This is a genomic window from Microbacterium sp. Marseille-Q6965 (assembly GCF_946151065.1).
GTDB lineage: Bacteria > Actinomycetota > Actinomycetes > Actinomycetales > Microbacteriaceae > Microbacterium.
Genome location: NZ_CAMGZA010000004.1, coordinates 274,346 through 298,455 on the forward strand (window position 1 = coordinate 274,346; position 24,110 = coordinate 298,455).

The 24,110-nt window shown below is 72.0% G+C and carries 28 protein-coding genes; 19 read left to right on the forward strand and 9 right to left on the reverse strand.

Going from position 1 to position 24,110, the window contains the following annotated elements; all coding sequences use genetic code 11:
- Positions 1–39: 39 nt before the first annotated feature.
- The 4 genes from N8N77_RS11965 to glmM all read left to right on the forward strand — a co-directional run bounded on the left by N8N77_RS11965 (position 40) and on the right by glmM (position 3,225).
- Positions 40–753: an endonuclease/exonuclease/phosphatase family protein gene (locus tag N8N77_RS11965; protein WP_261167160.1), complete on the forward strand. Its 714-nt coding sequence runs from the start codon at positions 40–42 to the stop codon at positions 751–753.
- Positions 754–898: 145 nt separating this feature from the next.
- Complete coding sequence (rplM, locus tag N8N77_RS11970) at positions 899–1,345, forward strand: 50S ribosomal protein L13 (RefSeq protein WP_261167090.1); 447 nt, start codon at positions 899–901, stop codon at positions 1,343–1,345.
- 26 nt (positions 1,346–1,371) lie between these two features.
- Positions 1,372–1,851, forward strand: coding sequence for a 30S ribosomal protein S9 (gene rpsI, locus N8N77_RS11975; RefSeq protein ID WP_314732531.1), 480 nt, complete (start codon positions 1,372–1,374; stop codon positions 1,849–1,851).
- Positions 1,852–1,866: 15 nt separating this feature from the next.
- Complete coding sequence (glmM, locus tag N8N77_RS11980) at positions 1,867–3,225, forward strand: phosphoglucosamine mutase (RefSeq protein ID WP_261167091.1); 1,359 nt, start codon at positions 1,867–1,869, stop codon at positions 3,223–3,225.
- A 27-nt stretch (positions 3,226–3,252) separates the two neighbouring features.
- Here the strand turns inward: glmM and N8N77_RS11985 are convergent, their stop codons facing one another.
- Positions 3,253–4,020, reverse strand: a complete 768-nt coding sequence (locus N8N77_RS11985; RefSeq protein WP_396652833.1) for a sugar transferase — start codon at positions 4,018–4,020, stop codon at positions 3,253–3,255.
- A gap of 160 nt (positions 4,021–4,180) precedes the next feature.
- On the reverse strand, positions 4,181–5,116 hold the full coding sequence (locus N8N77_RS11990; RefSeq protein ID WP_261167092.1) for a Ppx/GppA phosphatase family protein: 936 nt from the start codon (positions 5,114–5,116) through the stop codon (positions 4,181–4,183).
- Positions 5,117–5,213: 97 nt separating this feature from the next.
- Here N8N77_RS11990 and coaA point away from each other — a divergent pair, with 97 nt between their 5' ends.
- From coaA to N8N77_RS12035, 9 genes are all read left to right on the forward strand, one after another.
- Positions 5,214–6,158 (forward strand): type I pantothenate kinase, encoded by a 945-nt coding sequence (coaA, locus tag N8N77_RS11995; protein ID WP_261167093.1) that lies wholly within the window; start codon positions 5,214–5,216, stop codon positions 6,156–6,158.
- Positions 6,159–6,276: 118 nt separating this feature from the next.
- Positions 6,277–8,130 (forward strand): glutamine--fructose-6-phosphate transaminase (isomerizing), encoded by a 1,854-nt coding sequence (gene glmS / locus N8N77_RS12000; RefSeq protein ID WP_261167094.1) that lies wholly within the window; start codon positions 6,277–6,279, stop codon positions 8,128–8,130.
- Positions 8,131–8,143: 13 nt separating this feature from the next.
- Positions 8,144–8,521 carry a holo-ACP synthase gene (locus tag N8N77_RS12005; protein ID WP_261167095.1) on the forward strand — a complete coding sequence of 126 codons (378 nt, stop codon included), beginning with the start codon at positions 8,144–8,146 and terminating at the stop codon, positions 8,519–8,521.
- Positions 8,518–9,627, forward strand: a complete 1,110-nt coding sequence (gene alr / locus N8N77_RS12010) for an alanine racemase (RefSeq protein ID WP_261167096.1) — start codon at positions 8,518–8,520, stop codon at positions 9,625–9,627. Before N8N77_RS12005 ends, alr begins: the two co-directional genes overlap by 4 nt.
- A 47-nt stretch (positions 9,628–9,674) precedes the next feature.
- A complete protein-coding gene (gene tsaE, locus N8N77_RS12015; protein ID WP_261167162.1) occupies positions 9,675–10,124 on the forward strand; it encodes a tRNA (adenosine(37)-N6)-threonylcarbamoyltransferase complex ATPase subunit type 1 TsaE in 450 nt (149 codons plus the stop codon).
- A gap of 66 nt (positions 10,125–10,190) precedes the next feature.
- A complete protein-coding gene (gene tsaB, locus N8N77_RS12020; RefSeq protein ID WP_261167097.1) occupies positions 10,191–10,820 on the forward strand; it encodes a tRNA (adenosine(37)-N6)-threonylcarbamoyltransferase complex dimerization subunit type 1 TsaB in 630 nt (209 codons plus the stop codon).
- Positions 10,817–11,326 (forward strand): ribosomal protein S18-alanine N-acetyltransferase, encoded by a 510-nt coding sequence (rimI, locus tag N8N77_RS12025; RefSeq protein WP_396652835.1) that lies wholly within the window; start codon positions 10,817–10,819, stop codon positions 11,324–11,326. The genes tsaB and rimI overlap by 4 nt, the downstream gene beginning before the upstream one ends.
- Positions 11,317–12,444, forward strand: coding sequence for a tRNA (adenosine(37)-N6)-threonylcarbamoyltransferase complex transferase subunit TsaD (tsaD, locus tag N8N77_RS12030; protein ID WP_261167098.1), 1,128 nt, complete (start codon positions 11,317–11,319; stop codon positions 12,442–12,444). Before rimI ends, tsaD begins: the two co-directional genes overlap by 10 nt.
- On the forward strand, positions 12,441–12,839 hold the full coding sequence (locus tag N8N77_RS12035; protein WP_261167099.1) for a hypothetical protein: 399 nt from the start codon (positions 12,441–12,443) through the stop codon (positions 12,837–12,839). The genes tsaD and N8N77_RS12035 overlap by 4 nt, the downstream gene beginning before the upstream one ends.
- Before the next feature lie 15 nt (positions 12,840–12,854).
- On the opposite strand, the gene proC is transcribed toward N8N77_RS12035, so the two are convergent.
- The 5 genes from proC to N8N77_RS12060 all read right to left on the reverse strand — a co-directional run bounded on the left by proC (position 12,855) and on the right by N8N77_RS12060 (position 17,184).
- On the reverse strand, positions 12,855–13,736 hold the full coding sequence (gene proC / locus N8N77_RS12040; RefSeq protein ID WP_261167100.1) for a pyrroline-5-carboxylate reductase: 882 nt from the start codon (positions 13,734–13,736) through the stop codon (positions 12,855–12,857).
- A gap of 78 nt (positions 13,737–13,814) precedes the next feature.
- Entirely contained in the window at positions 13,815–13,991 is a 177-nt protein-coding gene (locus N8N77_RS12045; RefSeq protein ID WP_261167101.1) for a CsbD family protein, read from the reverse strand.
- Positions 13,992–14,043: 52 nt separating this feature from the next.
- The gene (locus N8N77_RS12050; protein ID WP_261167102.1) at positions 14,044–14,940 is read right to left on the reverse strand and encodes a hypothetical protein; all 897 of its coding nucleotides are present in this window, start codon (positions 14,938–14,940) and stop codon (positions 14,044–14,046) included.
- A 131-nt stretch (positions 14,941–15,071) separates the two neighbouring features.
- Positions 15,072–15,743: a TrkA family potassium uptake protein gene (locus N8N77_RS12055; protein ID WP_261167103.1), complete on the reverse strand. Its 672-nt coding sequence runs from the start codon at positions 15,741–15,743 to the stop codon at positions 15,072–15,074.
- On the reverse strand, positions 15,736–17,184 hold the full coding sequence (locus tag N8N77_RS12060) for a TrkH family potassium uptake protein (protein WP_261167104.1): 1,449 nt from the start codon (positions 17,182–17,184) through the stop codon (positions 15,736–15,738). Before N8N77_RS12060 ends, N8N77_RS12055 begins: the two co-directional genes overlap by 8 nt.
- Positions 17,185–17,250: 66 nt before the next feature.
- Between N8N77_RS12060 and N8N77_RS12065 the strand changes: the two genes are divergently transcribed.
- From N8N77_RS12065 to N8N77_RS12085, 5 genes are all read left to right on the forward strand, one after another.
- Positions 17,251–17,667: a helix-turn-helix transcriptional regulator gene (locus N8N77_RS12065; RefSeq protein WP_261167105.1), complete on the forward strand. Its 417-nt coding sequence runs from the start codon at positions 17,251–17,253 to the stop codon at positions 17,665–17,667.
- Between the two features lie 151 nt (positions 17,668–17,818).
- Complete coding sequence (locus tag N8N77_RS12070) at positions 17,819–18,766, forward strand: ABC transporter ATP-binding protein (RefSeq protein WP_261167106.1); 948 nt, start codon at positions 17,819–17,821, stop codon at positions 18,764–18,766.
- The gene (locus N8N77_RS12075) at positions 18,763–19,527 is read left to right on the forward strand and encodes an ABC transporter permease (RefSeq protein WP_261167107.1); all 765 of its coding nucleotides are present in this window, start codon (positions 18,763–18,765) and stop codon (positions 19,525–19,527) included. Before N8N77_RS12070 ends, N8N77_RS12075 begins: the two co-directional genes overlap by 4 nt.
- 76 nt (positions 19,528–19,603) lie before the next feature.
- On the forward strand, positions 19,604–20,725 hold the full coding sequence (locus tag N8N77_RS12080) for a histidine kinase (protein ID WP_261167108.1): 1,122 nt from the start codon (positions 19,604–19,606) through the stop codon (positions 20,723–20,725).
- Positions 20,722–21,327 (forward strand): DNA-binding response regulator, encoded by a 606-nt coding sequence (locus tag N8N77_RS12085; protein WP_261167109.1) that lies wholly within the window; start codon positions 20,722–20,724, stop codon positions 21,325–21,327. The genes N8N77_RS12080 and N8N77_RS12085 overlap by 4 nt, the downstream gene beginning before the upstream one ends.
- Positions 21,328–21,363: 36 nt before the next feature.
- On the opposite strand, the gene N8N77_RS12090 is transcribed toward N8N77_RS12085, so the two are convergent.
- Both N8N77_RS12090 and N8N77_RS12095 read right to left on the reverse strand, forming a co-directional pair.
- Complete coding sequence (locus N8N77_RS12090) at positions 21,364–22,152, reverse strand: ABC transporter permease (RefSeq protein WP_261167110.1); 789 nt, start codon at positions 22,150–22,152, stop codon at positions 21,364–21,366.
- The gene (locus N8N77_RS12095; RefSeq protein ID WP_261167111.1) at positions 22,149–23,054 is read right to left on the reverse strand and encodes an ATP-binding cassette domain-containing protein; all 906 of its coding nucleotides are present in this window, start codon (positions 23,052–23,054) and stop codon (positions 22,149–22,151) included. Before N8N77_RS12095 ends, N8N77_RS12090 begins: the two co-directional genes overlap by 4 nt.
- A gap of 95 nt (positions 23,055–23,149) precedes the next feature.
- Between N8N77_RS12095 and N8N77_RS12100 the strand changes: the two genes are divergently transcribed.
- The gene (locus tag N8N77_RS12100) at positions 23,150–24,097 is read left to right on the forward strand and encodes a TetR/AcrR family transcriptional regulator (RefSeq protein ID WP_261167112.1); all 948 of its coding nucleotides are present in this window, start codon (positions 23,150–23,152) and stop codon (positions 24,095–24,097) included.
- Positions 24,098–24,110 lie beyond the last annotated feature (13 nt).

Consider the following 24,110-nt stretch of genomic DNA (forward strand, 5'->3'; position numbering starts at 1 on the left):
CGTACCTTGCGCGAAGGCGGCCCGCGTAGCGTGGACGCCGTGAAGGTGCTGTCGTACAACCTGCGCAAACATCGCGCGGCGGGCGAGCTCGAGGAGCTCGAGGACCGCTACGAGCCGGACGTCCTGTGCCTGCAGGAGGCCGACGTCGCGGCCCTGCCGGAGCGCGTCGACGAGATGCGCCTGGGCGCGGCGACGGATCGGAACCGCCTGGGGCTGGCGATCTACTACCGCGAGAACGCCTTCCGGCTGAAGGACACCGTCTCGCTCGGGCTCAAGCGGTCGCTGCACGACCTGGTCCTCCGCCCCGCGCACGAGCGGGTGCTGGGCGTGCAGTTGCACGACATCGACGCCGGTCGTGAAGTGACGGTGGCCTCGTTCCACGCCGCACCCCTCACGGCGCTCAACTCGCTGCGCCGCACCCAGATCCGCTCGGCGCTCGAGGCGCTCGAGCGCCTCGGCCCCGGCACGCCGACGCTCATGGTGGGCGACTACAACTACCCCGTCTTCAAGGAGAACCTGGGGGAGCGGATGCGCCGTCGGGGCTACGACCTCAGCCTCAGCGACGCGCGCACCTACATGCGTTACCGCTTCTTCCGCGGCCACTACGACTTCGTCACGTCGCGCGGCCTCTCGATCGACCGGGTGATCACCCTGCCTCAGGGATCGAGCGACCACCTGCCGATCCTCGTGACCGCCGAGTATCGGCGGGGCCACGGCTCGCAGGAGACGGCAGGCGAGGGGGACGGCACGTGAGCGTGCTATGATGATTGTTTGGTGTCCACTGCGGACGCCGCGAACGTGAGCCCTCCACCGTGCGGGTTCCGGGTCCATCCGGTCCGGAACAGCCATCGGAGCGGGATTCACGAACGTCTCCGTTCGAACAGAAAGCAGCACTACTGTGACGCGCACTTACACCCCGAAGGCCGGTGAGGCCCAGCGTGAGTGGCTCGTGATCGACGCCACCGACGTCGTCCTCGGCCGCCTCGCCTCGCACGCCGCCGCTCTCCTGCGTGGAAAGCACAAGGCGACCTTCGCCCCCCACATGGACATGGGCGACTTCGTAATCATCGTGAACGCCGACAAGGTCGCGCTCACCGGTCAGAAGCTGCAGAAGAAGCTGGCCTACCGCCACTCCGGCTACCCGGGCGGCCTCAAGTCGGTCTCGTACGCGGAGCTCCTCGAGAAGAACCCCGTCCGCGCCGTCGAGAAGGCGATCCGCGGCATGCTGCCGAAGAACTCCCTCGGTCGTCAGCAGCTCGCCAAGCTGAAGGTGTACGCCGGTGCCGAGCACCCGCACGCCGCTCAGCAGCCCAAGACGTACACCCTCGACCAGGTCGCGCAGTAAGCGCCGCCGCAGCTAAGGACTTCATCGTGGCGAACGACACCACCGACTTCCCGCAGAACTACTCCACCGAGACGCCCGAGGCCCAGGCGGTCTCCGAGGCGCCCCGTCCCGTCGTGAGCGTCCCCGGCGCGGCCGTGGGCCGCCGCAAGGAGGCGATCGCCCGCGTGCGTCTCGTCCCCGGCTCGGGCACCCTCACGATCAACGGCCGCACGTTCGAGGACTACTTCCCGAACAAGCTCCACCAGCAGCTGATCACCGACCCGTTCACGGTGCTGAACCTGACGGGCGCCTACGACGTGATCGCCCGCATCTCGGGCGGCGGCCCCTCGGGTCAGGCCGGCGCGCTGCGCCTCGCCATCGCCCGCGCGCTGAACGAGATCGACCGGGAGAACAACCGCCCGGCGCTGAAGAAGGCGGGCTTCCTCACGCGCGACGCTCGCGTGATCGAGCGCAAGAAGGCCGGTCTCAAGAAGGCCCGCAAGGCCTCGCAGTTCTCGAAGCGCTGATCGGACCCGCATCCGATGCCGCTCTTCGGCACGGACGGCGTGCGAGGGCTCGCCAACGGCACCCTCACCGCCGACCTTGCTCTGTCCCTGGCCCAGGCGACCGCGGTCGTCCTGGGCCAGGGGCGCTCAGCGGAGGCGCGTCGCGCCGCCGGCCGTCGCGCCCGCGCCGTCATCGCGCGTGACCCCCGCGTCTCGGGTGAGTTCCTCTCGGCGGCCGTCGCGGCCGGCCTGGCCTCGTCCGGCGTGGACGTCTACGACGCCGGCGTGATCCCGACCCCGGCGCTCGCGTTCCTCATCGGCGACTTCGACGCCGACTTCGGGATCATGATCTCGGCGTCCCACAATCCCGCCCCCGACAACGGCATCAAGGTGTTCGCGCGCGGCGGCGTGAAGCTCCCGGACATCGTGGAGCGACGCATCGAGCGCCACCTCGACCGGGAGCGGTGGCTGCCCACCGGCGCCGAGGTCGGCCGGATCCGCCGGTTCTCCGACGCCGAGGACCGCTATCTCATGCACCTGCTGGCGTCGCTGCCGCACCGGCTCGACGGCATCCACGTCGTGCTCGACTGTGCCCATGGCGCCGCCTCCGGCGTCTCGCCCGACGCGTTCCGTGACGCCGGCGCCACCGTCACCGTGATCGGGGCCGACCCCGACGGCCTCAACATCAACGACGGCGTCGGCTCGACTCACCTCGAACACCTCGCGGAGGCCGTCGTTCGGCTGGGTGCCGACGTCGGCATCGCCCACGACGGCGACGCGGACCGCTGCCTCGCGGTCGACGCGAACGGGCGCGTCGTCGACGGGGACCAGATCATGGCGATCCTCGCCGCGTCGATGCACGAGCGCGGGCAGCTGACGAACGACACGCTCGTCGCGACCGTCATGAGCAACCTCGGGCTGCATGTGGCGATGCGCGAGCGCGGGATCACCGTCGTGCAGACGGCGGTCGGCGATCGCTACGTGCTCGAGGCGATGACCGAGGGTGGGCACGCGCTCGGCGGCGAGCAGTCGGGGCACGTCATCATGAGCGAGTTCGCCACCACCGGCGACGGCGTGCTGACGGGGCTGCACCTGGTCGCCGAGATGGCGCGCACGGGGCGGTCGCTGGCGGAGCTGGCGTCGATCATGACGGTGTACCCGCAGGTGCTCGTGAACGTCAAGGACGTCGACAAGGCGCGCTGCGCGGCCGACGAGGGCGTGCAGGCCGCCGTCCGTGCCGCGGAGGCGCAGCTGGGCACGACCGGGCGCGTGCTGCTGCGCGCTTCCGGCACCGAGCAGCTCGTCCGCGTCATGGTGGAGGCCGCCGACGAGGAGACCGCGCAGCGTCACGCCGACACCCTCGCCGCCGTCGTGCGGGAGCGGCTCGCGCTGTAGCCGATCCTCGGCTGCGCTCCGGCGGTGTCACGCGACCGTGTCCCCCGGCGCGACGACGACCTTGACGGTGCGCAACAGCAAACCCAGGTCGCCGCTCAGGCTCCAGCTCTCAACGTACGAAAGGTCGAGGCGGACGGTCTCCTCCCACGACAGCGTCGAACGTCCGCTCACCTGCCACAGCCCCGTGATCCCCGGTCGCACGAGGAATCGGCGGTGCACGTGCGGCTCGTACTCCGCGACCTCGCGGGGCAGCGGAGGTCGCGGTCCGACGAGACTCATGTCTCCCGCAAGCACGTTGAACAGCTGGGGCAGCTCGTCCAGGCTGTAACGGCGCATCACCGCGCCGGCCCTGGTCACCCGCGGGTCGTCACGCAGCTTGAACATGACCACGTTGCCGGTGTCCTGCAGCGCCCGCACCTCGTCGAGTCGTTCCTCCGCGTCCGCCACCATCGAGCGGAACTTGAGCATCAGGAACGTCTTGCCCATGTGGCCCACGCGTTCCTGCCGGAAGAGCACCGGTCCGGGAGAACTGGCCTTCACGACGAGGGCGAGCGCCGTCATCAGCGGGCTGAGCGCGAGGATCAGGGTCAGCGCGAGCGCGAGGTCGATGCCACGCTTGAGGGCGTTCTGCAGCCGGCGGTCGTCTCTGAGCAGCGGGGGCATGGCCGCGGGCGGCGGGCCCTGCACGACCCGCAGGTCGGCGGAGGGAGGGGCGGGGGCGAGCGGGGCGGGGGAGGCGACGGCCTCGAGAGGCGCGAACTCCTCTGGAGCCGCGCCGGAGTACATGGCGTGCATGACGGTGCGCACCCTCCTGAACGGTTCGGATCATTCCGTTGCCAGGAGGAGAGCCGCATCGCGGCGGCCTGATACCCCGGGGCGGTGGGGTACCCGGGGAGATCGATGACCGGGTCAACCGCCCGGGCTCGAAGTCGTGAGAGTCGGGCGCCGTGCGCCGTCAGGGCCGGTTGGCGAGGTCCTCGATCCGCCGCAACATGACGCCCTCGCGCAGCGCCCACGGGCTGATCTCGAGCTCCTCGACGCCGAGCGCCGTCATCGCCTCGTGCAGCACGACCGCTCCCGCCGTGATCTGGAAGGTGCGGTCGGCGGTGATGCCGGGCAGCTCCTGGCGGGCCGCGGCCGGGATCCGCGCGAGCACGGGAATCCACGACGCGAGCGATTCGCGCGGCAGCATCCACCGCTCGGAGCCCGACCATCCCGGGCGCCGGTAGCCCGCGAGCCGGGCGAGGGAGCGGATCGTCTTCGACGAGCCCACCACGTGGTCCGGGCCCGGCAGACGGCGATACGTGCGCGCGATCGGCGCGAGCGACGCGGCCGCATGCTCCCGCAGTTTCCCGAGCGCCCGGTCGCCCGGCGGGTCCTTCGGGAGGAAGCGCACGGTCATGCGGCCTGCTCCCAGGGGCAGCGAGTGGGCGACGTGCGGCAGCTCCTCGCTGCCGCTGGCGATCTCAAGCGAGCCGCCGCCGATGTCGAACAGCAGGATGCGGCCGGCCGACCAGCCGAACCAGCGACGCACGGCGAGGAAGGTCAGCCGCGCCTCGTCCTCACCGCCGAGGACGAGCAGCGGCTGTCCGAGGGCCTGCTCGATGGCGTCGATGACCTCCGCGCCGTTCCTCGCCTCGCGCACCGCCGACGTCGCGGTCGCGAGCAGTTCGGCCACGCCCTCCGCCTCCGCGACCTCCTTCGCGGTGCGCACGGCGCGCAGCAGGGCCTCGACGCCCTTGGCCGTGATCGCGCCGTCCTCGTCGAGGTACCGCATCAGCCGCAGCACCGACTTCTCGCTCGTCGTCGCCAGCGGGCGACCGCCGGCGTGGGCGTCGGCGACGAGGAGGTGGACGGTGTTCGAGCCGATGTCGAGGACGCCCAGACGCATGAGGCAACGCTATCCGCTGCGCCGCGACGCGATTCGCCGCCGGGCGGAGAGCCGCGGCCATGGGGCCTGCGCCGGCACGCGGGCTACGATGAGGCGGATGAGCGCCGCAGTCGACTCCCTCCCACACTCCCGGTACCGGGAGATCCCGCGCGCCGACTGGGCGAGGCTGGCGGCGGGGATGGACCAGCCGCTCACGGAGCAGGAGGTCGTGCAGATCCGGGGCATCGGCGACCGGCTCGACCTCAGCGAGGTGCGCGAGGTCTACCTGCCCCTCAGCCGTCTGCTGAGCATCTGGGCCAAGGCGCACCGTCGGATCGGCGCCGACGTGACGACGTTCCTCGGCGAGGAGGATCAGACGACGCCCTTCGTCGTGGGCGTGGCCGGCTCGGTCGCGGTCGGCAAGTCCACGATCGCGCGCCTGCTGCGCGAGCTCATGAGCCGGTGGGCCGACACCCCGCGGGTCGAGCTCGTCACGACGGACGGCTTCCTCTACCCGAACGCCGAGCTCGAGCGGCGCGGGCTCATGGACCGCAAGGGCTTCCCCGAGTCGTACGACCGGCGGGCCCTCGTGCAGTTCCTCACCGACGTCAAGAGCGGCGCCGAGGTCGTGCACGCGCCCTTCTACTCGCACGTGCGGTACGACATCGTCCCGGACGCGCAGGTGACCGTGCGCCGCCCCGACGTCGTCATCGTCGAGGGGCTCAACGTGCTGCAGCCGCCGCCCTCGCCCAACGGCGTCGCGGTGAGCGACCTGTTCGACTTCTCCATCTACGTCGACGCCGAGACCGACCACATCGCGTCCTGGTACGTCGACCGGTTCCTCGCGCTGCGCGCCGGCGCCTTCTCGAACCCCGCCTCGTACTTCAACGTGTTCGCGAATCTCAGCGACGACGAGGCGGTGCAGACGGCGCTCGGGTACTGGAACGACATCAACATGCCCAACCTCATCGAGAACGTGCTGCCGACGAAGCACCGCGCCACCCTGGTGCTGCGCAAGGGCGCCGAGCACGCCGTCGAGTCGGTGCTGCTGCGCAAGGTCTGAGCGCCGACGCGACGCGACGCGACGCGTCCGCCCGCGGCAGCGCCGGTCGCGGTCCGGCTCGGCACCGCCCCGCGGGCCCGATCCGGTTTCCCAGGCGCGCGAACCTAGAATCGATCGCATGTGTGGAATCGTCGGCTATGTCGGGCCCCGCGAGAGCCAGGACATCCTTCTCTCCGGCCTCGCCCGATTGGAGTACCGCGGCTACGACTCGGCCGGCATCGCCGTGATCGACGGCGACGGCGCCCTGCACGCGGCCAAGAAGGCCGGCAAGCTCGCCCGCCTGCGCGAGCAGCTCGAAGCCGCGCCCATCCCCGCGGGCACGACCGGCATCGGCCACACCCGCTGGGCAACCCACGGCGGTCCCACCGACCAGAACGCCCACCCGCACCTGGCCGATGACGATCGCCTCGCGGTGATCCACAACGGCATCATCGAGAACTTCGCCGAGCTGCGCTCCGAGCTGCTCGCCCAGGGGCACCGCTTCCGCAGCGAGACGGACACCGAGGTGGCCGCCGTGCTGCTCGGGCGCGAGTACCGCGCGCACGACGGCGACCTCGTGGCCGCCTTCCGCAGCGTGGTCGCGCGCCTCGAGGGCGCCTTCACGCTGCTGGCGATGCACAAGGACCGTCCCGGCCTCGTCGTCGGGGCGCGGCGCAACTCGCCGCTCGTGATCGGCCTCGGGGAGGGCGAGAACTTCCTCGGCTCGGACGTGGCCGCGTTCGTCGAGCACACGCGCCGCGCACTCGCGATCGGCCAGGACCAGATCGTCGCGATCACGCCCGAGCAGGTCACGGTGACGGACTTCGACGGCAACGAGGTGGAAGCCTCGCCCTTCGAGGTGATGTGGGACGCCTCCGCCGCAGAGAAGGGCGGGTGGCCGAGCTTCATGGCCAAGGAGGTCTCCGAGGAGCCCGAGGCCGTGCTCAACACGATCCTCGGTCGCGTGAAGGACGGCCAGGTCGTCATCCCCGAGCTGGACGGCATGGACGAGCTGTTCGCCGGCATCCAGCGGATCATCGTGATCGCGTGCGGCACCGCCGCATACGCGGGCACCGTGGGCAAGTACGCGCTCGAGAAGTGGGCGCGCATCCCCGTCGACGTGGAGCTGGCGCACGAGTTCCGCTACCGCGACCCGATCGTCGGCCCCGAGACCCTCGTCGTCTCGATCAGCCAGTCGGGCGAGACGATGGACACGCTCATGGCGGTCAAGGAGGCCGCGCGCCTGGGTGCCAAGACGCTGTCCATCTGCAACACCCAGGGGGCGACGATCCCGCGGGAGTCGGACGCGGTCGTCTACACGCACGCCGGCCCGGAGGTCGCGGTGGCCTCGACGAAGGCGTTCGTCGCGCAGATCACGGCGCTGTACCTCCTCGCCCTGCACGTGGGCCGCATCCGCGGCACGGTCTCGCCCGCCGAGGCCGCGCGCAGCATCCACGAGCTGGAGGCGCTGCCGGACAAGATCCGGTGGATCCTCGAGAACGAGCAGGAGCACATCGAGCAGCTCGCCCACTGGATGGCCGACACGCGCTCGGTGCTGTTCCTGGGCCGCAACGTGGGCTACCCGATCGCCCTCGAGGGGGCGCTCAAGCTCAAGGAGCTGTCGTACATCCACGCCGAGGGCTTCGCGGCGGGCGAGCTCAAGCACGGGCCGATCGCGCTCATCGAGCCCGGGCAGCCCGTGTTCGTCGTCGTGCCCTCGCCGCGCGGAGCGGCGACGCTGCACGCCAAGGTCGTCTCGAACATCGAGGAGATCCGTGCCCGTGGCGCCCGCGTGATCGCGATCGCGGAGGAGGGCGACGTGGCGGCGCTGCCGTTCGCCGACGAGGTGCTGCGCATCCCGCTCGCCGGGCCGATCTTCGAGCCGATCCTCGCGGTCGTGCCGCTGCACATCTTCGCCATGGGCCTGGCCAACGCCAAGGGACTGGACGTGGATCAGCCCCGCAACCTCGCGAAGTCCGTCACGGTCGAGTGAAACCGGGCGCGGCGTGATCATCGGCATCGGCGTGGACGTGGTCGACATCGACCGCTTCCAGGCGCAGATCGAGGGATCGCCGCGTCTGGCCGAGCGCCTGTTCAGCGCCCACGAGCGGGAGCTGCCGCTGCGCTCGCTCGCCGCGCGCTACGCCGCGAAGGAAGCACTCATCAAGGCGCTGGGCGGGTCGGACGGCGTCAGCTGGCGCGAGATCGAGGTGCCACGGCTCGCCGAGCGCCGCGCACCGGCATACGTCGTGACGGGCGAGACGGCGCGTACCCTCGCGGCCCGCGGCGTCAGTCACACCCACCTGTCGCTCTCGCACGACGCGGGCCTCGCGGTCGCCTACGCCGTGCTGGAGGGCCCCGGCGACGGGGGTGAGCGTCGATGAGCGGGCCCCTGCGTGAGGCGGCCATCGACGCGGCCGCCATCGAGGCGAACACCCGCACGCTGCGGCGGCTGACCCGCGCCCGCGAGCTGATCGCCGTCGTGAAGGCGAACGGGTACGGGCACGGAGCCGTCGCGGCGGCACGAGCGGCGCTCGCCGGCGGGGCATCGCGGCTGGGCGTGGCCGACCTGGCGGAGGCGCACGCGTTGCGCGACGCCGGCATCACGGCTCCCCTGATCGCCTGGCTGCACGGGCCCGGGGCCGACTTCCGGCGCGCGGTCGGCGCCGGCATCGCCCTCGGCGTCTCCAGCGTGTCGCAGCTGCGCGAGGTGGCGGCGGCGGGCGAGGCCTCGCGGGCCGCCGTGCATCTGAAGCTCGAGACGGGCCTCGGGCGCAACGGCGCCGCGCCGTCCGAATGGGACCGGCTGTTCTCCGAGGCGGCGCACGCGGAACGACAGGGACGTATCCGGGTGGAGGGGCTCTTCAGCCACCTGAGCGGCACGTCGCCCGACGAGGACCGCGCGCAGCTGACGGCCTTCGAGGACGGGCTGCGACGCGCCGCGCAGCATGGGGTGCGCCCCGACATCGCGCATCTCGCTGCCACGGCCGCCGCGATCGACCTCCCCGAGACCCGACTCGACGCGGTGCGCATCGGCGTGGGGATCTACGGGCTCTCGCCCTTTGAGGATCGCACCTCTGCCGACCTCGGTCTCGTGCCCGCCATGACCCTGCGCGGCCGCGTCGCCGCGGTGCGGCGGGTGCCGGCGGGGCACGGCGCCTCGTACGGGTACCGCTACCGCGCACCGCGCGAGACGACCTTCGCGCTCGTGCCGCTCGGCTATGCGGACGGGATCCCCCGACAGGCGTCGAACGCGGCGCCGGTCGCGATCCGCGGGCAGCGGTTCCGCGTTGCCGGCACGATCGCGATGGACCAGTTCGTCGTCGACGTGGGCGACGTCGCCGTCGAGGTGGGCGACGAAGCCGTGCTGTTCGGCGACCCGGCCTCCGGTGCGCCCTCCGCCGACGAGTGGGCCGCCGCCGCCGGCACGATCAACTACGAGATCGTCACGCGAATCGGCGGCCGCGTGACGCGCACGGAGGCATCGTGATCCCGGATGCGCTGACGGGGCGGCACGACGTGGCATCGGCGGCGGAGATGGAGGAGCTGGGGCGCCGCATCGGCGAGAGGCTCGTCGCCGGCGATCTGCTCGTCCTGACGGGACCGCTCGGGGCGGGGAAGACCACGCTCACGCGCGGCATCGCGGCCGGTCTCGGCGTGCGCGGGCCGATCCAGAGCCCGACGTTCGTGATCGCGCGCACGCATCCGTCCCTCGTCGGCGGTGCGCCGCTCGTGCACGCGGACGCGTACCGGCTGGGCGACGCCATGGAGCTGGACGACCTGGACATCGATGCCGACGCCTCCGTGGTGATCGTCGAATGGGGCCGCGGAAAGGTCGAGGGGCTGCGCGAGTCATGGTGGGACATCGAGATCGCGCGGCCGGTGGGCGGCCGCGGCGCCGACACCATGTGTGGTGACCTGTCGCGCTCGGCCGAGGACCTCGACGCCGACGCCCCTCGCGTCGTCACCATCACGCGTCGTCCCTGATCCGACGGGGCCCGGCCCGACCACCGCCCACGGCGCCGGATCAGGCAGCGCGATTACGCTGGAAGGATGATCCTGGCCGTCGACACCTCGATCGGCTCGACCGTCGCCGTGATCGGTGCGGACGGGTCGGTGCACGCCCGCCTCGAGAGCGAGAGCCCGCGCGGCCACGCCGAGGTGATCGGCGACCTGCTTGCGCGCGCTCTCGCCGATGCGCGTGTCGCCCCGGACGCGATCACCCACGTCGCGGCCGGTATGGGGCCCGGCCCCTTCACGGGGCTGCGGATCGGCATCGCCGCCGCGCGTGCCTTCGCCATCGGCCGCGGCATCCCGCTGCTTCCCGTCGTGAGCCACGACGCGGCCGCCCTCACGCGCATCGAGGACGGCGGGCCCGAGCGCTTCGCCGTCGTCACCGACGCCCGGCGGCGCGAGAACGCGGTCTCGGTGTACGAGGGGGTCGGTGCGGCGGATGTGCCCCGCCGCACGTCCGGCCCCGAGCTGCTGCCGCAGGCGGAGGACCTCGCGGCGCGCTTCCCGGGAGCCGAGATCGTGCACGTGGGCGCGATCGACGCCGCGCGCGTCGGCCGCATCGCCGCGCGGCGGATGGCGGCGGGGCTCGAGCCGGACGTCGCCGAGCCGCTGTATCTCCGCTCGCCCGACGTCGTGGCGAGCCACAGCCCGAAGCGGGTGAGCGCGTGACCCCCGGCGCCCGTATCCGCCCCGCCGTGCCGGCCGACCTCGACGCCATCATGTCGATCGAGCGGGCCTCGTTCCCGACCGACGCGTGGAGCGAGGCGATGATGGCCGACGAGCTGACGGGTCCATACGGCTTCTACGTCGTCGTCGAACAGGCGGAGCGGGTCGTGGGCTACGCCGGTCTGCGCGCGCTGCCCCACGCCGCCGACGGCGACATTCAGACCATCGCACTCGACGCGTCGGCGCGCGGGCGGGGGCAGGGGCGTGCGCTGCTGCGCCACCTCATCGAGGAGGCCGCACGCCGACGGGTTCGCGAGCTGTTCCTCGAGGTGCGTGCCGACAATCCGGTGGCGCAGGGCCTGTACGCGTCCGAGGGATTCTCGGAGATCGGCGTGCGCCCGCGCTACTACCAGCCGGACGGGGTGGATGCGATCATCATGAGGCTCGACGTGCGGGCATGGGACGCCGCTCGCACCGCGGACGCGCGGGAGGCAGGGGCATGCACGTGAACCGTACGGAGCCGCTCGTCCTGGGGATCGAGACGAGCTGCGACGAGACCGGGATCGGCATCGTCCGCGGCCGCACCCTGCTGAGCAACACGATCGCCAGCAGCATGGACGAGCACGCCCGCTACGGCGGCGTCGTGCCCGAGGTGGCCGCCCGCGCGCACCTGGAGGCGTTGCAGCCCGCGATCGAGCGGGCCGTGACCGAGGCGGGCATCCGCCTGAGCGATCTGGACGCCGTCGCAGTGACGAGCGGGCCCGGCCTGGCCGGGGCGCTCATGGTCGGCGTCGGCGCGGCGAAGGCGCTGGCGGTGTCGCTCGACAAGCCCCTCTACGCGGTCAACCACCTCGTCGGCCACATCGCGGCCGACATCCTGACCGAGGGCACGGAGCCCCTGGAGTATCCGACCGTGGCGCTGCTCGTCAGCGGGGGGCACACGTCGTTGCTGCTGGTGCGTGACCTCACCACCGATGTGGAGCTGCTGGGCGAGACGGTGGACGACGCGGCGGGAGAGGCGTTCGACAAGGTCGCGCGCATCCTGGGCCTGCCGTACCCCGGGGGCCCGCAGATCGATCGGGCCGCCGAGGGCGGCGACCCCGACGCGGTCCGCTTCCCCCGGGGCCTCTCGCGCGCCAGCGATCGGGACCGGCATCGCTGGGACTTCTCGTTCTCGGGTCTGAAGACGGCGGTGGCACGCTGGATCGAGCAGCGCGAGGCCGCGGGCGAGCAGATCCCGCTCGCCGACGTGGCCGCGAGCTTCCGGGAGGCCGTCGTCGACGTCCTGGTGACGAAGGCGCTGGATGCGTGCGCCGCGCACGGTGTGCCGCGGCTGCTGCTCGGCGGAGGCGTCATCGCAAACCGGCGTCTGCGCGACGTCGCGCTGGCGAGGGCGGCGGCCCAAGGGGTGACCGTGCGCATCCCGCCGTTGAGCCTGTGCACCGACAACGGCGCGATGATCGCGGGCCTTGCGGCCGAGCTCATCGCCTCTGGGCGCCAACCGTCCACGCTGGCCTTCGGAGCCGACTCGACGCTGCCCGTCACCGAGATCCAGGTCGCCGAGTCCGGGCCGGGCGCGGTGGCCCAGGCTCACCGCACGGCGTCCGCCGGAGGCGACGCGCCATGAGCGAGCCGTTGCGCCGTCGCGACGCGGGGGAGCGCCCGAGAGACGTGCTGGAACGGGCCGCGACCGACCCGGTCGAGCTCATCGAGAGCCTCGCGCACGACGCGCCCTCGGCGCGCACGCCGGCGCGTCGCGCCCGGCCGCACCGACCGCGGCGGCCGCTGGCGGGGGTGTCGCTCACGGCATCGGTGATCGGGCTGGTGCTGTCATGGTTCGTGCCCTGGGGCATGCCCGTGTCGGTGGCGGGCGCGCTGCTCGCGATCCTCGCGCTGCGACGCAGTGACGAGCGTCGGGGGCAGGCGTGGTGGGGGCTCGGGCTCGGCATCCTCGGAGCGGCGTGCGCGTCGTTCTGGATCGGGTGGATCCTCGACCAGCTGAGCGCGACGACCGCCGGCTGACGCGGCGCCGCCGGATCAGTCCGAGGACTTGAGGATGATCGCCTCCGTCGGGGGCGCGGCGATCGTGCCTGCCAGCTCCTTGGCCCGCGCGAAGGCCGCGTCGGTCGCGTCGCGCAGCACCTGACCGATGCCGGCGTCTTCGAGCACGGCGATCGCCCGCTCCGTGGTCCCCCGGGGGCTCGTCACCCGGCGCCGCAGCTCGGCGGGCGGCTCGCCCTCGGCATCGAGCAGCGCCGTCGCGCCCGAGAAGGTGCGTGCGGCGAGAAGAAGAGCGTCCTCGTCGGAGAAGCCCCTGTGCCGCGCCGCCTCGGCGAGCTTTTCGATGAAGAGGTAGACGTACGCGGGCCCCGATCCCGAGATCGTGGAGATCGCGTCGATGCCGTCGTCGCCGTCCACCTCGATCACCTCGCCGACGGTCTCGAACAGGCGCCGCACGATCGCGACATCGTCGGCGGTGGCGTGCGTTCCGGCCGCGATGCCCGTGACGCCGCGGCCGACCGTGGACGGCGTGTTCGGCATGGCGCGGACCACGGACGTGCCGGGGAGCCTCACCTCGTAGGCCGAGAGCGGCACTCCGGCCGCGAGCGTCACGACGATCGCGTCATCGCGCACGTGGGGCGCGAGCTCGAGCAGCAGCTCGGGCATGAGCTGGGGCTTGACGCCCAGCACGACCACGCGAGCCGCAGCGACCGCCTCGGCATTGGCGTTCGGCTGGTCCTCCAACGCGACGCTCGTCACGCCGTCGAGGCCGGTCAGCGAGGCGGCGCGGGCGGCCGTGCGATTCGTGACCACGATGCCGCCGTCCACGCCGATCCCGCCGGCGACGAGACCCCGCACGATCGCTCCTCCCATCGATCCGGCACCGATGAACGCGATCGAGGGCAGCGTGTCGCTCATGACCCCATCGTAGGCAAACGGCGGCCCGCGCGCGATGATGCGCGCGGGCCGCCGCGATGCTGTCGCGTGAGGACCGACTCACCGGTCGGTGAAGGCGTCCTTCACGTCGTCTCCGAGCTTCTTGGCCTTGGCCTTGACCTGGTCACCCTGGCCCTCGGCCTCCAGCGACTCGTTGTCGGTCGCCTTTCCGGTGCCCTCCTTGGCCTTGCCTCCCAGCTCCTCGGCCTTGTGCTTCATGTCGTCTCCGATGCCCATAGGGCGCTCCTTCCTCTCAGAGGCGGCGTCGCGCGCCGCCGGTGTCGGTCTTTCAGCCGCCCAGGCCGACGCGGTCGACCTTGCGGTGGTATCGCATCCCGGTCATTCCGCCGAGCACGGCGCCGACGAGCGTCACGATCGCGGCGCCCACGGCGGTGAGAATGCCGGTGGTCGTCGCCGTCTCCGGAGTCACGGGGATGCGCGGGAAGCCGTTGAACATCGCGAGGATGTCCCACTGGCTGCCGGCGATCGCGGTGACCACGGCAACGACGACCGCGACGACGATGGCCCACAGCCACACCGCGAGTCCCTGCTTGGCGCCGTTGAAGCGTGCCATTCGACCGGCGACGTACCCGCCGGCGAAATACGACACGAACAGCAGCACGGCCAGCACGATCGCGCCGAGGATGCTCGCGCCCGTGGGGTTGTCGGTGGCCGCCTCGCCGGCCTCGCCGACGCTGGTGCCGGTGCCCCAGCTCACGCCCGCGCCGATGGCCGCAGCGAGGGCCGTGAGCAGCACGGCCGTGCCCATGGCGGCGAGCCAGCCGAAGAAGGCCGAGCCGAACTTGAATCCCCCGAAGCGCTCCCGCTCGCGCTCCACGATCTCCTCGCGCAGCGCGCGGCGGTCGCCCGGCACCGCATCGAGGCGGCTTCCGCCGTCGGCGCGGTCGTCCGCGCCACGGTCGTCCCCCGAGTCGTGGCGGTCGTGACGCGAATCGCGGCGGTCGCGATCGTCGTCGCGACGGGTGTCATCCTGATGCAGCACGCGCGTCTCGCCGTCGTGACGCGCGGCGTCCTGCCGCACCGCCTCGTCGTGACGGAGAGCGTCGGCGACGCCGGCACGATATGCCGGGTCGTTCTCGAGCGGTTCCCGCCCGCCTTCCGGCGGGACCCCGCGGCCCACGGGCGGGACGTCGCGGTCCCGGCCGTCCTGCGTTCCCTGGCTCATGCCGCCACGGTAGGACGGAACCCCGGCCTCGCGAACCCCCGTTGCGTGAGCGGCACGAGGGCCGTACCCTGTGGCGCCCGTGCGGGCGGAGGGGTGCTGGCGTGAAAGCCGGGCACCGCGCGCCGGTCGGGTCAGCGGTCGAGGGACGCGAAGCGCTCGACGTCCTCGCTCGTGCCCGAGACGATGATGAGATCGTGGTTGGTCACCACGGTGTTCGCCTCGGCATAGCGGAACGGCTTGCCGGGGCTCTTCACGCCCACCACCGTGACGTTGTACTTGGTGCGAACGCCCGACTCGTTCAGGCCGATTCCCCGGATGAACCGCGGCGGGTACATCTTGGTGAGCACGAAGTCGTCGTCGAAGCGGATGAAGTCGAGCATCCGCCCGCCCACGAGGTGGGCGACGCGTTCACCGGCCTCCCGCTCCGGATAGATGACGTGGTTGGCGCCGACGCGGGCCAGGATCTTGCCGTGCGACTGCGAGACCGCCTTCGCCCAGATCTGCGGCACCTTGAGGTCGACGAGGTTGGCGGTGATGAGCACCGACGCCTCGATCGAAGAGCCGACCGCCACGACCGCCACCTGGAAGTCTGCGGCGCCGATCTGCTTGAGCGCGTCGATGCTGCGGGCATCGGCCTGCACGGCGTGCGTGACCCGCTCGGACCACTTCTGCACGAGCTCGAGGTTCTCGTCGATCGCCAGCACGTCGCGGTTGAGCCGGTCGAGCTCGCCGGCGCAGGCCGCGCCGAAGCGGCCGAGGCCGATCACGAGCACGGGTGCGTCGTTGCGGATCTGCTCAACCAACGATCGGCCTTTCCACGGGGAGAGAGTAGAGCTGAGAGCGGGATGTCGCCGCGACCGCCGCGGCAAGAGTGACTGTACCAACGCGGCCCATGAAGATCGTCGTCGCGAGCACGTACAGCGCCGGGTCGGGCAGCGTCTCGGTGAGCCCGGTCGACAGGCCGACGGTCGCGAAGCCCGAGATGACGTCGAACAGCACCTCGGCGATGGGGGCGTGCGTGATCTGCGCGATGATGATCGTCGACAGCGCGACGATCGTGGCCCCCCACGCGAGCACCGCGACGGCCACGCGTTGCACATCGCTCGGAATGCGCCGCCCGAACGCCTCGACGCTGCGGCGGCCCTTGGCCTCCGACCAGACGCTGAGGGCCAGCACGGCGAGCGTGGTGACCTTGATGCCGCCCGCGGTCGACGCCGAGCCGCCGCCGACGAACATCAGCATCGAGCCGACCACCATGCTCGATCCGTAGAGCTCGCCGATGTCGACCACCGCGAAGCCGCCGGATCGCGTCATCGCCGACATGAAGAACGACTGGAAGACCGTGTCCCACGCGTTCATCGACCCGTAGGTGCCGGGGTTCTCGTACTCCAGCGCGAGGAATGCCGCCGCGCCGGCGAAGAACAGGATGACGGTGGTGACGAGGGTCAGCTTGACGTGGAGCGCCCATCGGCGCGGCTGCCGCAGCTGCTTCGAGAGCGCGTAGATGACGGGGAAGCCGATGCTGCCGAGGAACACCGCCGCCATGATCACGGTGAGGAAGAAGTAGTCGTGGGCGAACACCGCGATCCCGCCGGGGTTCGGCGTGAAGCCGGTGTTCGTGAACGCCATCGCCGCGTAGTACGGCGCGTACCAGAGCGCCTCCCGCCAGGTGTAGCCCGCCGACATGATGGGCGTGAACAGCAGGATCGCGGCGCCGGCCTCGATCACGAGCGTCGAGAGGGCGACGGTGCGCAGCAGCTGGCCGACCTCGCCGAGCCGCACCGCCTGGCTCTCGCTCACGGCTCCGCCGTGCGCGCGCAGCGGGTTGGTGTCGCCCGCGACGATCAGCTTGGCGCGCAGCCCGAGGCGGCGCGAGATCACCAGGCCCAGCATCGACGCCAGCGTCAGAGCGCCCATGCCGCCGATGTTCACGCCGATGTAGATCACGGCATTGCCGAACGCGGACCAGTGCGTCGCCATGTCGACCGTGGTCAGACCGGTGACGCAGATGGTCGAAACGGCCGTGAACAGCGCGTCGGCGAAGGGTGTCGCCTCGCGTCCCGCCGACGAGATCGGCAGCGCCAGCAGGGTCGTCCACAGCGTGACGAGGAGCAGGAAGACGAGGATCGCGAACCGTGCCGGCGACGACGTCGTGAACTCGCGGAAGAAGTGCCCGAATCGGCGCCACTGGCGCTTTATGCCGCCAAGGGCATCGACGCGCGCGCTGAAGGCGCCCTGCGACATTCGATCCCCCTCCGAGCGAGAACGTCCTCATGGTACTCCCGCCGCGCTGCCGCTACCCTCGACCACATGGCGGACATCTTCGACGTGATCGCGGACGGCACCAGGCGCGACATCCTGCAGCTGCTGCTGCGCCGCTCGTCGGAGGGGAACGGCGGCACGAGCGTGTCTCAGATCGTCGCCGCGCTCGGCGTGAGTCAGCCGACCGTGTCGAAGCACCTGAAGGTGCTGCGCGAGGCCGAGCTGGTGTCGGTCCGCGAGGAGGGGCAGCACCGCTACTACAGCCTGTCGTCCGCGCCGCTCGAAGAGGTCGACGACTGGCTCGTGCCGTTCTTCGTCGATGAGGCAGACCTGGCCGACGAGGTCGCGTCGCTGTCGGCGCCGAGCCTGCCCGAGCCCGCCGCGCGCGCGGCCGAGGCGGTGGGGCGCGCAGCGGCCTCGGCCAAGAACGTCGTCCAGTCCGCCCTGAAGCGCCTCGGCGCCTGAGGTCCCGCGGGCTCTTCGGCTCGCTCGCGTAACGCTCGCACGCTCGCCTCGATGGCACGGAGGCGGGGCGCCGGTGTGATGACAGATGTCACGCGCAGAACGTGACGCGCACCGATCGCGGGGGTGGGCGCGCGGGCGCGAACGTGGAGGCATGGATACACAGACACCTCCCGCGGTCGCGCTGCGCCGCGTCGTGAAGGAGTTCCGTTCCGGCGGCGTCTTCCGCGCCGTCGACGGGATCGACCTCGACATCCGCCAGGGCGAGATCGTCGCCCTGCTGGGCCCGAACGGGGCGGGCAAGACGACCACCCTCGACATGGTGCTCGGGCTCACCCGGCCCACCGACGGCGACGTGGCGGTCTTCGGGCAGGCGCCGCGCGCCGCCGTGCGCGCGGGTCGCGTCTCCGCCGTGCTGCAGTCGGGCGGCCTGCTGCGCGACCTCACGGTGCGCGAGACGATCACCCTCATCGCCTCGACGTTCGCGGCGCCGCTCTCCGTCGACGAGGCGATCGAGCGTGCGGGGCTGGGCCGCATCGCCGGCCGGCGCGTGTCGAAGTGCTCGGGCGGCGAGCAGCAGCGCCTGCGTTTCGCGCTGGCCCTGCTGCCCGATCCGGATCTGCTGATCCTGGACGAGCCGACAGCCGGCATGGATGTGTCGGCCCGCCACGAGTTCTGGGGCACCATGCGCGAGGACGCACGCGCCGGGCGCACCGTCATCTTCGCCACCCACTACCTCGAGGAGGCGGACGCCTTCGCACAGCGGATCGTGATGATGGCCGGCGGGCGGGTGATCGCCGACGGCACGACCGCCGAGATCCGCGCCACGGGGACGGGACGCCGCGTCACCGCATACGTCGACCCGGCGGCACAGGACGCCGCCGTGGCGCGCCTGCGCGAGGCGGGCGCCGACGTCGAGGCCGACGCCGGGCGGCTGCTCGCGCGCACGGCCGATTCCGACGCGATCGCACGCCTGCTCCTCAACGAGCTCGGGGCGCACGACCTCGAGATCGCCGCCGGCAGCCTCGACGACGCGTTTCAGGCGCTCACCGGCGCCCACCGCCCCGGGAACACTCCCGCCCCGATGGGAGCCGTGCGATGAACCCCACCTTTTTCGCCATCGAGCTGAAGCGCATCGTGCGCGACGTCACGACGATGTTCTTCGTGGCGATCCTGCCTGCGGTGCTGTACCTCATCTTCGGAGCCAACCAGTCGTACGGTGACAACAGCGTCGGCAACGGCAACGTGGCCTTCTACGTGATGATCGGCATGGCCGCCTACGGCGCCGTGACCGCCACCGTGGGCGTCGGCGGCATGGCCGCCGTGGAGCAGATGCAGGGCTGGGGGCGGCAGCTGGGCCTCACCCCCATGAGCGACGCCCAGCGCGTCGTCACCCGCGCCGCCGTCGGGTTCGTCGTCGCGATCGTGCCCGTGGGGCTGATCTACGCGCTCGGCGCGGTGACCGGAGCCGAGGCGGAGCCGCAGGTGTGGCTGATCAGCGGGCTCGTCGTGCTGCTCGGCTCGGCGGTGTTCTCGTTCTTCGGGCTGCTGTCGGGGCTGCTGTTCCGCAGCGAGGCCGCGGTGAGCGCCGCCAGCGGGTCGCTGGTGATCTTCGCCTTCCTCGGCAACCTCTACTTCCCCTTGACCGGTCTGCTGCTCGACATCGCGCGCTTCACGCCGCTGTACGGATACGTGGCCCTCGCCCGGTACCCGCTCACCGACGGGTGGACGGTGCGGCAGAGCCCCGAGGACGAGTCGGTCCTCGAGCCGCTGTGGGTGCCCACCCTCAATCTCGGCCTGTGGGCGGTGGTCTTCATCGCGGCGACGCTGCTCGTCGCGCGTCGCGGCCGGGCGCGGCAGTGAGCACATTCGCACCGAGGGGTCCCGCATGCCCGAGGGAATGCGGGACCCCCGGCCCGGTCCTGGGAGCATGGGAGGCATGGCGGACGTGACGAGGCCGGATGTCGGACCGTGGACGCGGTTCTCGTGGGCGCTCGGCGTCATCTGGATCGTCTGCATGTTCTTCCCCCTTGCGGCGGCGCTGGAATCGGATGCGGCGCCGGTCGCGAAGGTCACCGCGGTGGCCCTGCTCGTCGCCTTCGCGGTCCTGTACGTCGCGACGTTCGTGTGGCTGACCCGATCCGCGTCCTGGGAGCAGGCGGCCCGCCGCGGGCTGCCCGCGCTCGCCGTGATGGCCGCGCTCATGATCGCGGCGGCGGTGCTCGTGGGGCCGGGCGCGCTCGGGGCGGGACCGTTCCTCATCGCTCTCGCGATGTTCTCGGGCCCGCGTGCGGCGTCGTACGCGATGTCGTCCGCGATCGCGGTGGCGCTGGCGACCGCGCTCGTGCTGTCCGGCGGTCTGGAGCATCAGTGGGTGGTGCTGCTGCCCACCGCGTTCGTGCTGATCGCGTGCGGGCTCGTGCGCGCCATCGACGGTGCGCAGGACGATCACAACGAGCTCGCCCGGCAACTCGCGATCGTCGAGGAGCGCGAGCGCGTCGCTCGCGACGTGCACGACGTGCTCGGCCACAGCCTCACCGTCGTGACGGTGAAGGCCGAGCTGGCCGAGCGCCTGATCGACGGCGACCCGGTCGCGGCGAAGGCCGAGCTGGCGCAGATCCGCAGTCTGACGCGCGAGGCGCTCGCGGAGCTGCGTGCCACCGTGGCGGGTCTACGCGTCGCCCGGCTTGGCGATGAGCTGCAGGCGGCCAGGGCCGCGCTCGCCGACGCGGGCATCGACGCAGACGTGCCCGACGAGGCCGACACGGTCGACCCGCCTCACCGGATCGTGGTGGCCTGGACGCTGCGGGAGGCCGTCACGAACGTCGTGCGGCACTCGCGCGCGGAGCGCTGCGCGGTGCGATTGGCACCGCGCGGGATCGTCGTGGAGGACGACGGCATCGGCACGCCCGCCGAGGTCGCCGCAACGGGCCTGCGGGGCATCCGCGAGCGCGCGGAGGCCGCGGGCGCGACGCTGACGGTCGGACCGGCGCGCGAGCTCGGGGCATCCGCCGCCGCGAGGGCCGGGGCGGACGGGACGCGGATCGAGGTGCGCTGGTGATCCGGCTGCTGCTCGCCGACGACCAGGCTCTCGTCCGGGGGGCCCTGGCCGCCCTGCTGAGCCTCGAGGCCGACCTGGAGGTCGTGGCCGAGGTCGACCGCGGCGACGGCGTCGTGGCTGCGGCGCGGGAGTCTGCGGCCGACATCTGCCTGCTCGACATCGAGATGCCGGGCGCGGACGGCATCGAGGCCACCGCGGCGCTGCGCGAGGCGCTGCCGTGGGTGCGCTCGGTGATCGTGACGACGTTCGGACGCCCCGGTTACGTGCGCCGCGCGCTCGATGCGGGGGCCTGGGCGTTCGTCGTCAAGGACACGCCCGCGCACGAGCTCGCCGACATCGTGCGGCGGGTGCGGGCGGGGGAACGGATCGTCGACCCGGCGCTCGCGACGCAGTCGCTCATCGGCGGCGCGAATCCGCTCACCGATCGGGAGCGCGAGGTGCTGCGGCACTGCCTCGACGGCCAGCCGGTCGCAACGATCGCGGCGCGCGTGCACCTTTCACCGGGCACGGTGCGCAATTACCTCAGCGCGGCGATCGCGAAGACCGGGGCCTCCGGGCGCGTGGCCGCCGCGCGCGTCGCGCAGGAGCGCGGGTGGCTCTGAGGCCACCCGCGCTCCCGGCGCCACGTCGCGGCGGGTTCAGCGCCGTCCGCCGCGGCGGGTGAAGAGCCACGAACCCCACGCGGCGGCCGCCGCGAGGATGCTGAGGCACCACGCCGCGGCCCACAGCGGATGAAGCCCGACCTCGGTCCCCATGAGGAGCCCGCGCAGGGATTCGATCACCGGGGTGACCGGCGACCACAGTGCCACCGCCTGCAGCCATTCGGGCATCGTCTCGATGGGCACGAAGGCGCTCGAGATGTACGGCAGGAACAGCAGGATGAAGCCGTAGCCGGTGGCCGCCTCCGCCGATCCCGCGGCGAGCCCGATCGCCGCGAACAGGTAGGTGATGGCGAGGATCCACAGTGCCACGATGCCGACCGCCGCGATCCATCCGCCCACGCCCCCCTCGGGGCGGAAGCCGATGAGGAGGGCAACGCCGATCACGACGGCGGTGGCGACGAGGTTGCGCGCCAGGCTCGCCACGACGTGCCCGGTGAGGACGGCGCCCGCGCGGATCGGCATGGTGCGGAACCGGTCGATGATCCCGCCCTGCATGTCGTTGGCGACGAACGTGGCGGTGGTCGCGGCGCCGAACCCGGCACAGGTGAGGATCGCGCCCGGGACGATGTAGTTGACGTAGTCGCCCGTGCGATCGATCGCGCCTCCGAACACGTACGTGAACATCAGCATGAGGAGGACGGGCAGCAGCACCGACATGAGCAGCGACTCCACGTCACGCAGCGAGTGGCGAAGGCTCCGGCCGATGAAGACGGACTCGGCGGTGAGGCCCCGCAGGGGCGGGCGGACGGCGACGGTGGTGCTCATGCGTACTCCTTGGGGGCGGGGGAGCGGTCGCTCCCGGGGGTTGGCCGGTCGGTCAGCGCCAGGAACACATCGTCGAGGGTCGGTCGGCGCAGCGAGACCGAGCCGCTTTCGCCGCCCGCGGTCAGCGCATCGACCGCCGCACGCAGGCCGGCGAGCGTGCCGTCCGTGGGGACCGCGCGGCGCACCGTGCCGTCGGCATCGCGCAGCTCGAGCCTCTCGTCGCCCACACGCGCCTTCAGCTGCTCGGCGGTGCCGAGGGCGACGATCCGCCCCTCGTGGAGCACGGCCACCCGGTCGGCGAGCTCGTCGGCCTCCTCGAGGTACTGCGTCGTGAGAAACACCGTGGTTCCCGCGCCCGCGAGCGAGCGGATGACGTCCCACAGCTCGCGGCGGCTGCGGGTGTCGAGTCCGGTCGTGGGCTCATCGAGAAACAGCACCTGCGGCCGCGCGACGAAGCTGAGCGCCAGGTCCAGGCGCCGACGCATCCCGCCGGAGAAGGTCGCGACGCGGCGTCGTGCGGCGTCGGCGAGGCCGAAGCGGCGCAAGAGTTGCTCCGCCCGCTCCTGCGCGGCCGGGCGCGACAGCCCGGAGAGGCGCCCGAACATGACGAGGTTCTCGTGGGCCCCGAGGCTCTCGTCGACGGCGGCCGACTGCCCGGTCAGCGCGATCCTCTGCTTGACCGCCAGGGGGGAGCGCAGGACGTCGTGGCCGGCGACGTGAACGCTGCCCCCGTCCGGTCGCGTGAGCGTCGTGAGGATCTGGATGGTGGTCGTCTTGCCGGCACCGTTCGGTCCCAGCAGGGCGAAGATCTCTCCGTCGCCGACGCTCAGGTCGACGCCGTCGAGGACGGCTCGTGATCCGTAGGTCTTGCGAAGACCCCGGACGTCGATGGCGGTGGGCATCGTCACTCCTTCTCTGTGTGGCTACTGTGTACGAACGAAACTGTTTATGACGGTAACATACTGTTTACGCCGTAAACAAGACCTAGACTGGGCGCATGGATGAGCCGGAGCCGGTCGAACTGCCGCGGGGGGTCGCGCTCGCCTGGGGGGTCGCCGCCTCGCCGCAACGCGGCCCGAAGCGCGAGATGAGCGTCGAATCGATCGTGGAGGCGGCCGTCGAGATCGCGGATGCCGAGGGCCTCGGGGCCGTCTCGATGGCGGCGGTCGCGAAGCGGCTCGGCTTCACGCCGATGTCGCTGTATCGCTACGTGAGCGCCAAGGACGATCTGCTCCTGCTCATGCAGGAGGAGGCGACCGGGCTTCCCAGTGAGGCCTCTCGCGAGGCGGAGGGCTGGCGTCAGAAGCTGCTGGTGCTCTTCCGCGAGCAGCTGGCCGTCTATGTGCGGCATCCCTGGTTGCTGTCCATCCCGATCACGGGCTCGCCGGTCACTCCCAACAGCTCCGCGTGGATCGAGGCCGGTCTGGCGGCCCTGGCCGAGACGCCGCTCGGAGCGGAGGAGCGCATGGCGGCCGTGCTGGCGGTGACGGGCCAGGCGCGCTGGAACGGCATCGTCTTCGCCGGCTACGCGCAGACGGCTCGCGAGTCGGGCAGGAGCGACGAGGAGGTCGCGGCGCGAGAGCAGGCCTTCTACGACGCCGTCATCACGGCCGAGGCGTACCCCCACCTGCGCTCGATCGTCGAGGCGGGCGTCTTCGTCTCGCCGTACGACCCGTTCCGCTGGTCCTTCGAGCGCACGCTCGACGGCATCGAGGCGTACATCGCCCGCCTCGACCGCGGGGAGCCGTCTCGACTCGACGATGCGTCCGCACCGGCCGACGATCTCGACGTGGCCGAGGACAAGCGCTACCGCGCCGCCGCCAAGGCCGCCGCCGACGCGCAGAAGGCGGTGCTGCAGGCCGAGAAAGCGCTGCGGCAGGCGCGCAAGGCGCAGCGTCAGGCGCTCGCGGAAGCGCGGGAACGTCGCTCTCGCGCGACCCGCTGAGACCACACGAACC

Excerpts from the sequence above, each read along its gene's own strand:
- N8N77_RS12080 (WP_261167108.1), top strand. The coding sequence starts at position 19,604 with ATGGCGGACGTGACGAGGCCGGATGTCGGACCGTGGACGCGGTTCTCG.
- tsaD (WP_261167098.1), top strand. The coding sequence starts at position 11,317 with ATGCACGTGAACCGTACGGAGCCGCTCGTCCTGGGGATCGAGACGAGC.
- N8N77_RS11990 (WP_261167092.1), bottom strand. The coding sequence starts at position 5,116 with ATGCGTCTGGGCGTCCTCGACATCGGCTCGAACACCGTCCACCTCCTC.
- proC (WP_261167100.1), bottom strand. The coding sequence starts at position 13,736 with ATGAGCGACACGCTGCCCTCGATCGCGTTCATCGGTGCCGGATCGATG.
- N8N77_RS11985 (WP_396652833.1), bottom strand. The coding sequence starts at position 4,020 with ATGCACGCCATGTACTCCGGCGCGGCTCCAGAGGAGTTCGCGCCTCTC.
- N8N77_RS12060 (WP_261167104.1), bottom strand. The coding sequence starts at position 17,184 with ATGTCGCAGGGCGCCTTCAGCGCGCGCGTCGATGCCCTTGGCGGCATA.
- tsaB (WP_261167097.1), top strand. The coding sequence starts at position 10,191 with ATGATCCTGGCCGTCGACACCTCGATCGGCTCGACCGTCGCCGTGATC.
- N8N77_RS12065 (WP_261167105.1), top strand. The coding sequence starts at position 17,251 with ATGGCGGACATCTTCGACGTGATCGCGGACGGCACCAGGCGCGACATC.
- N8N77_RS12100 (WP_261167112.1), top strand. The coding sequence starts at position 23,150 with ATGGATGAGCCGGAGCCGGTCGAACTGCCGCGGGGGGTCGCGCTCGCC.
- N8N77_RS12045 (WP_261167101.1), bottom strand. The coding sequence starts at position 13,991 with ATGGGCATCGGAGACGACATGAAGCACAAGGCCGAGGAGCTGGGAGGC.
- alr (WP_261167096.1), top strand. The coding sequence starts at position 8,518 with ATGAGCGGGCCCCTGCGTGAGGCGGCCATCGACGCGGCCGCCATCGAG.
- N8N77_RS12090 (WP_261167110.1), bottom strand. The coding sequence starts at position 22,152 with ATGAGCACCACCGTCGCCGTCCGCCCGCCCCTGCGGGGCCTCACCGCC.
- glmM (WP_261167091.1), top strand. The coding sequence starts at position 1,867 with ATGCCGCTCTTCGGCACGGACGGCGTGCGAGGGCTCGCCAACGGCACC.
- N8N77_RS12050 (WP_261167102.1), bottom strand. The coding sequence starts at position 14,940 with ATGAGCCAGGGAACGCAGGACGGCCGGGACCGCGACGTCCCGCCCGTG.
- tsaE (WP_261167162.1), top strand. The coding sequence starts at position 9,675 with ATGGAGGAGCTGGGGCGCCGCATCGGCGAGAGGCTCGTCGCCGGCGAT.
- N8N77_RS12035 (WP_261167099.1), top strand. The coding sequence starts at position 12,441 with ATGAGCGAGCCGTTGCGCCGTCGCGACGCGGGGGAGCGCCCGAGAGAC.
- coaA (WP_261167093.1), top strand. The coding sequence starts at position 5,214 with ATGAGCGCCGCAGTCGACTCCCTCCCACACTCCCGGTACCGGGAGATC.
- glmS (WP_261167094.1), top strand. The coding sequence starts at position 6,277 with ATGTGTGGAATCGTCGGCTATGTCGGGCCCCGCGAGAGCCAGGACATC.
- N8N77_RS12070 (WP_261167106.1), top strand. The coding sequence starts at position 17,819 with ATGGATACACAGACACCTCCCGCGGTCGCGCTGCGCCGCGTCGTGAAG.
- N8N77_RS12075 (WP_261167107.1), top strand. The coding sequence starts at position 18,763 with ATGAACCCCACCTTTTTCGCCATCGAGCTGAAGCGCATCGTGCGCGAC.
- N8N77_RS12095 (WP_261167111.1), bottom strand. The coding sequence starts at position 23,054 with ATGCCCACCGCCATCGACGTCCGGGGTCTTCGCAAGACCTACGGATCA.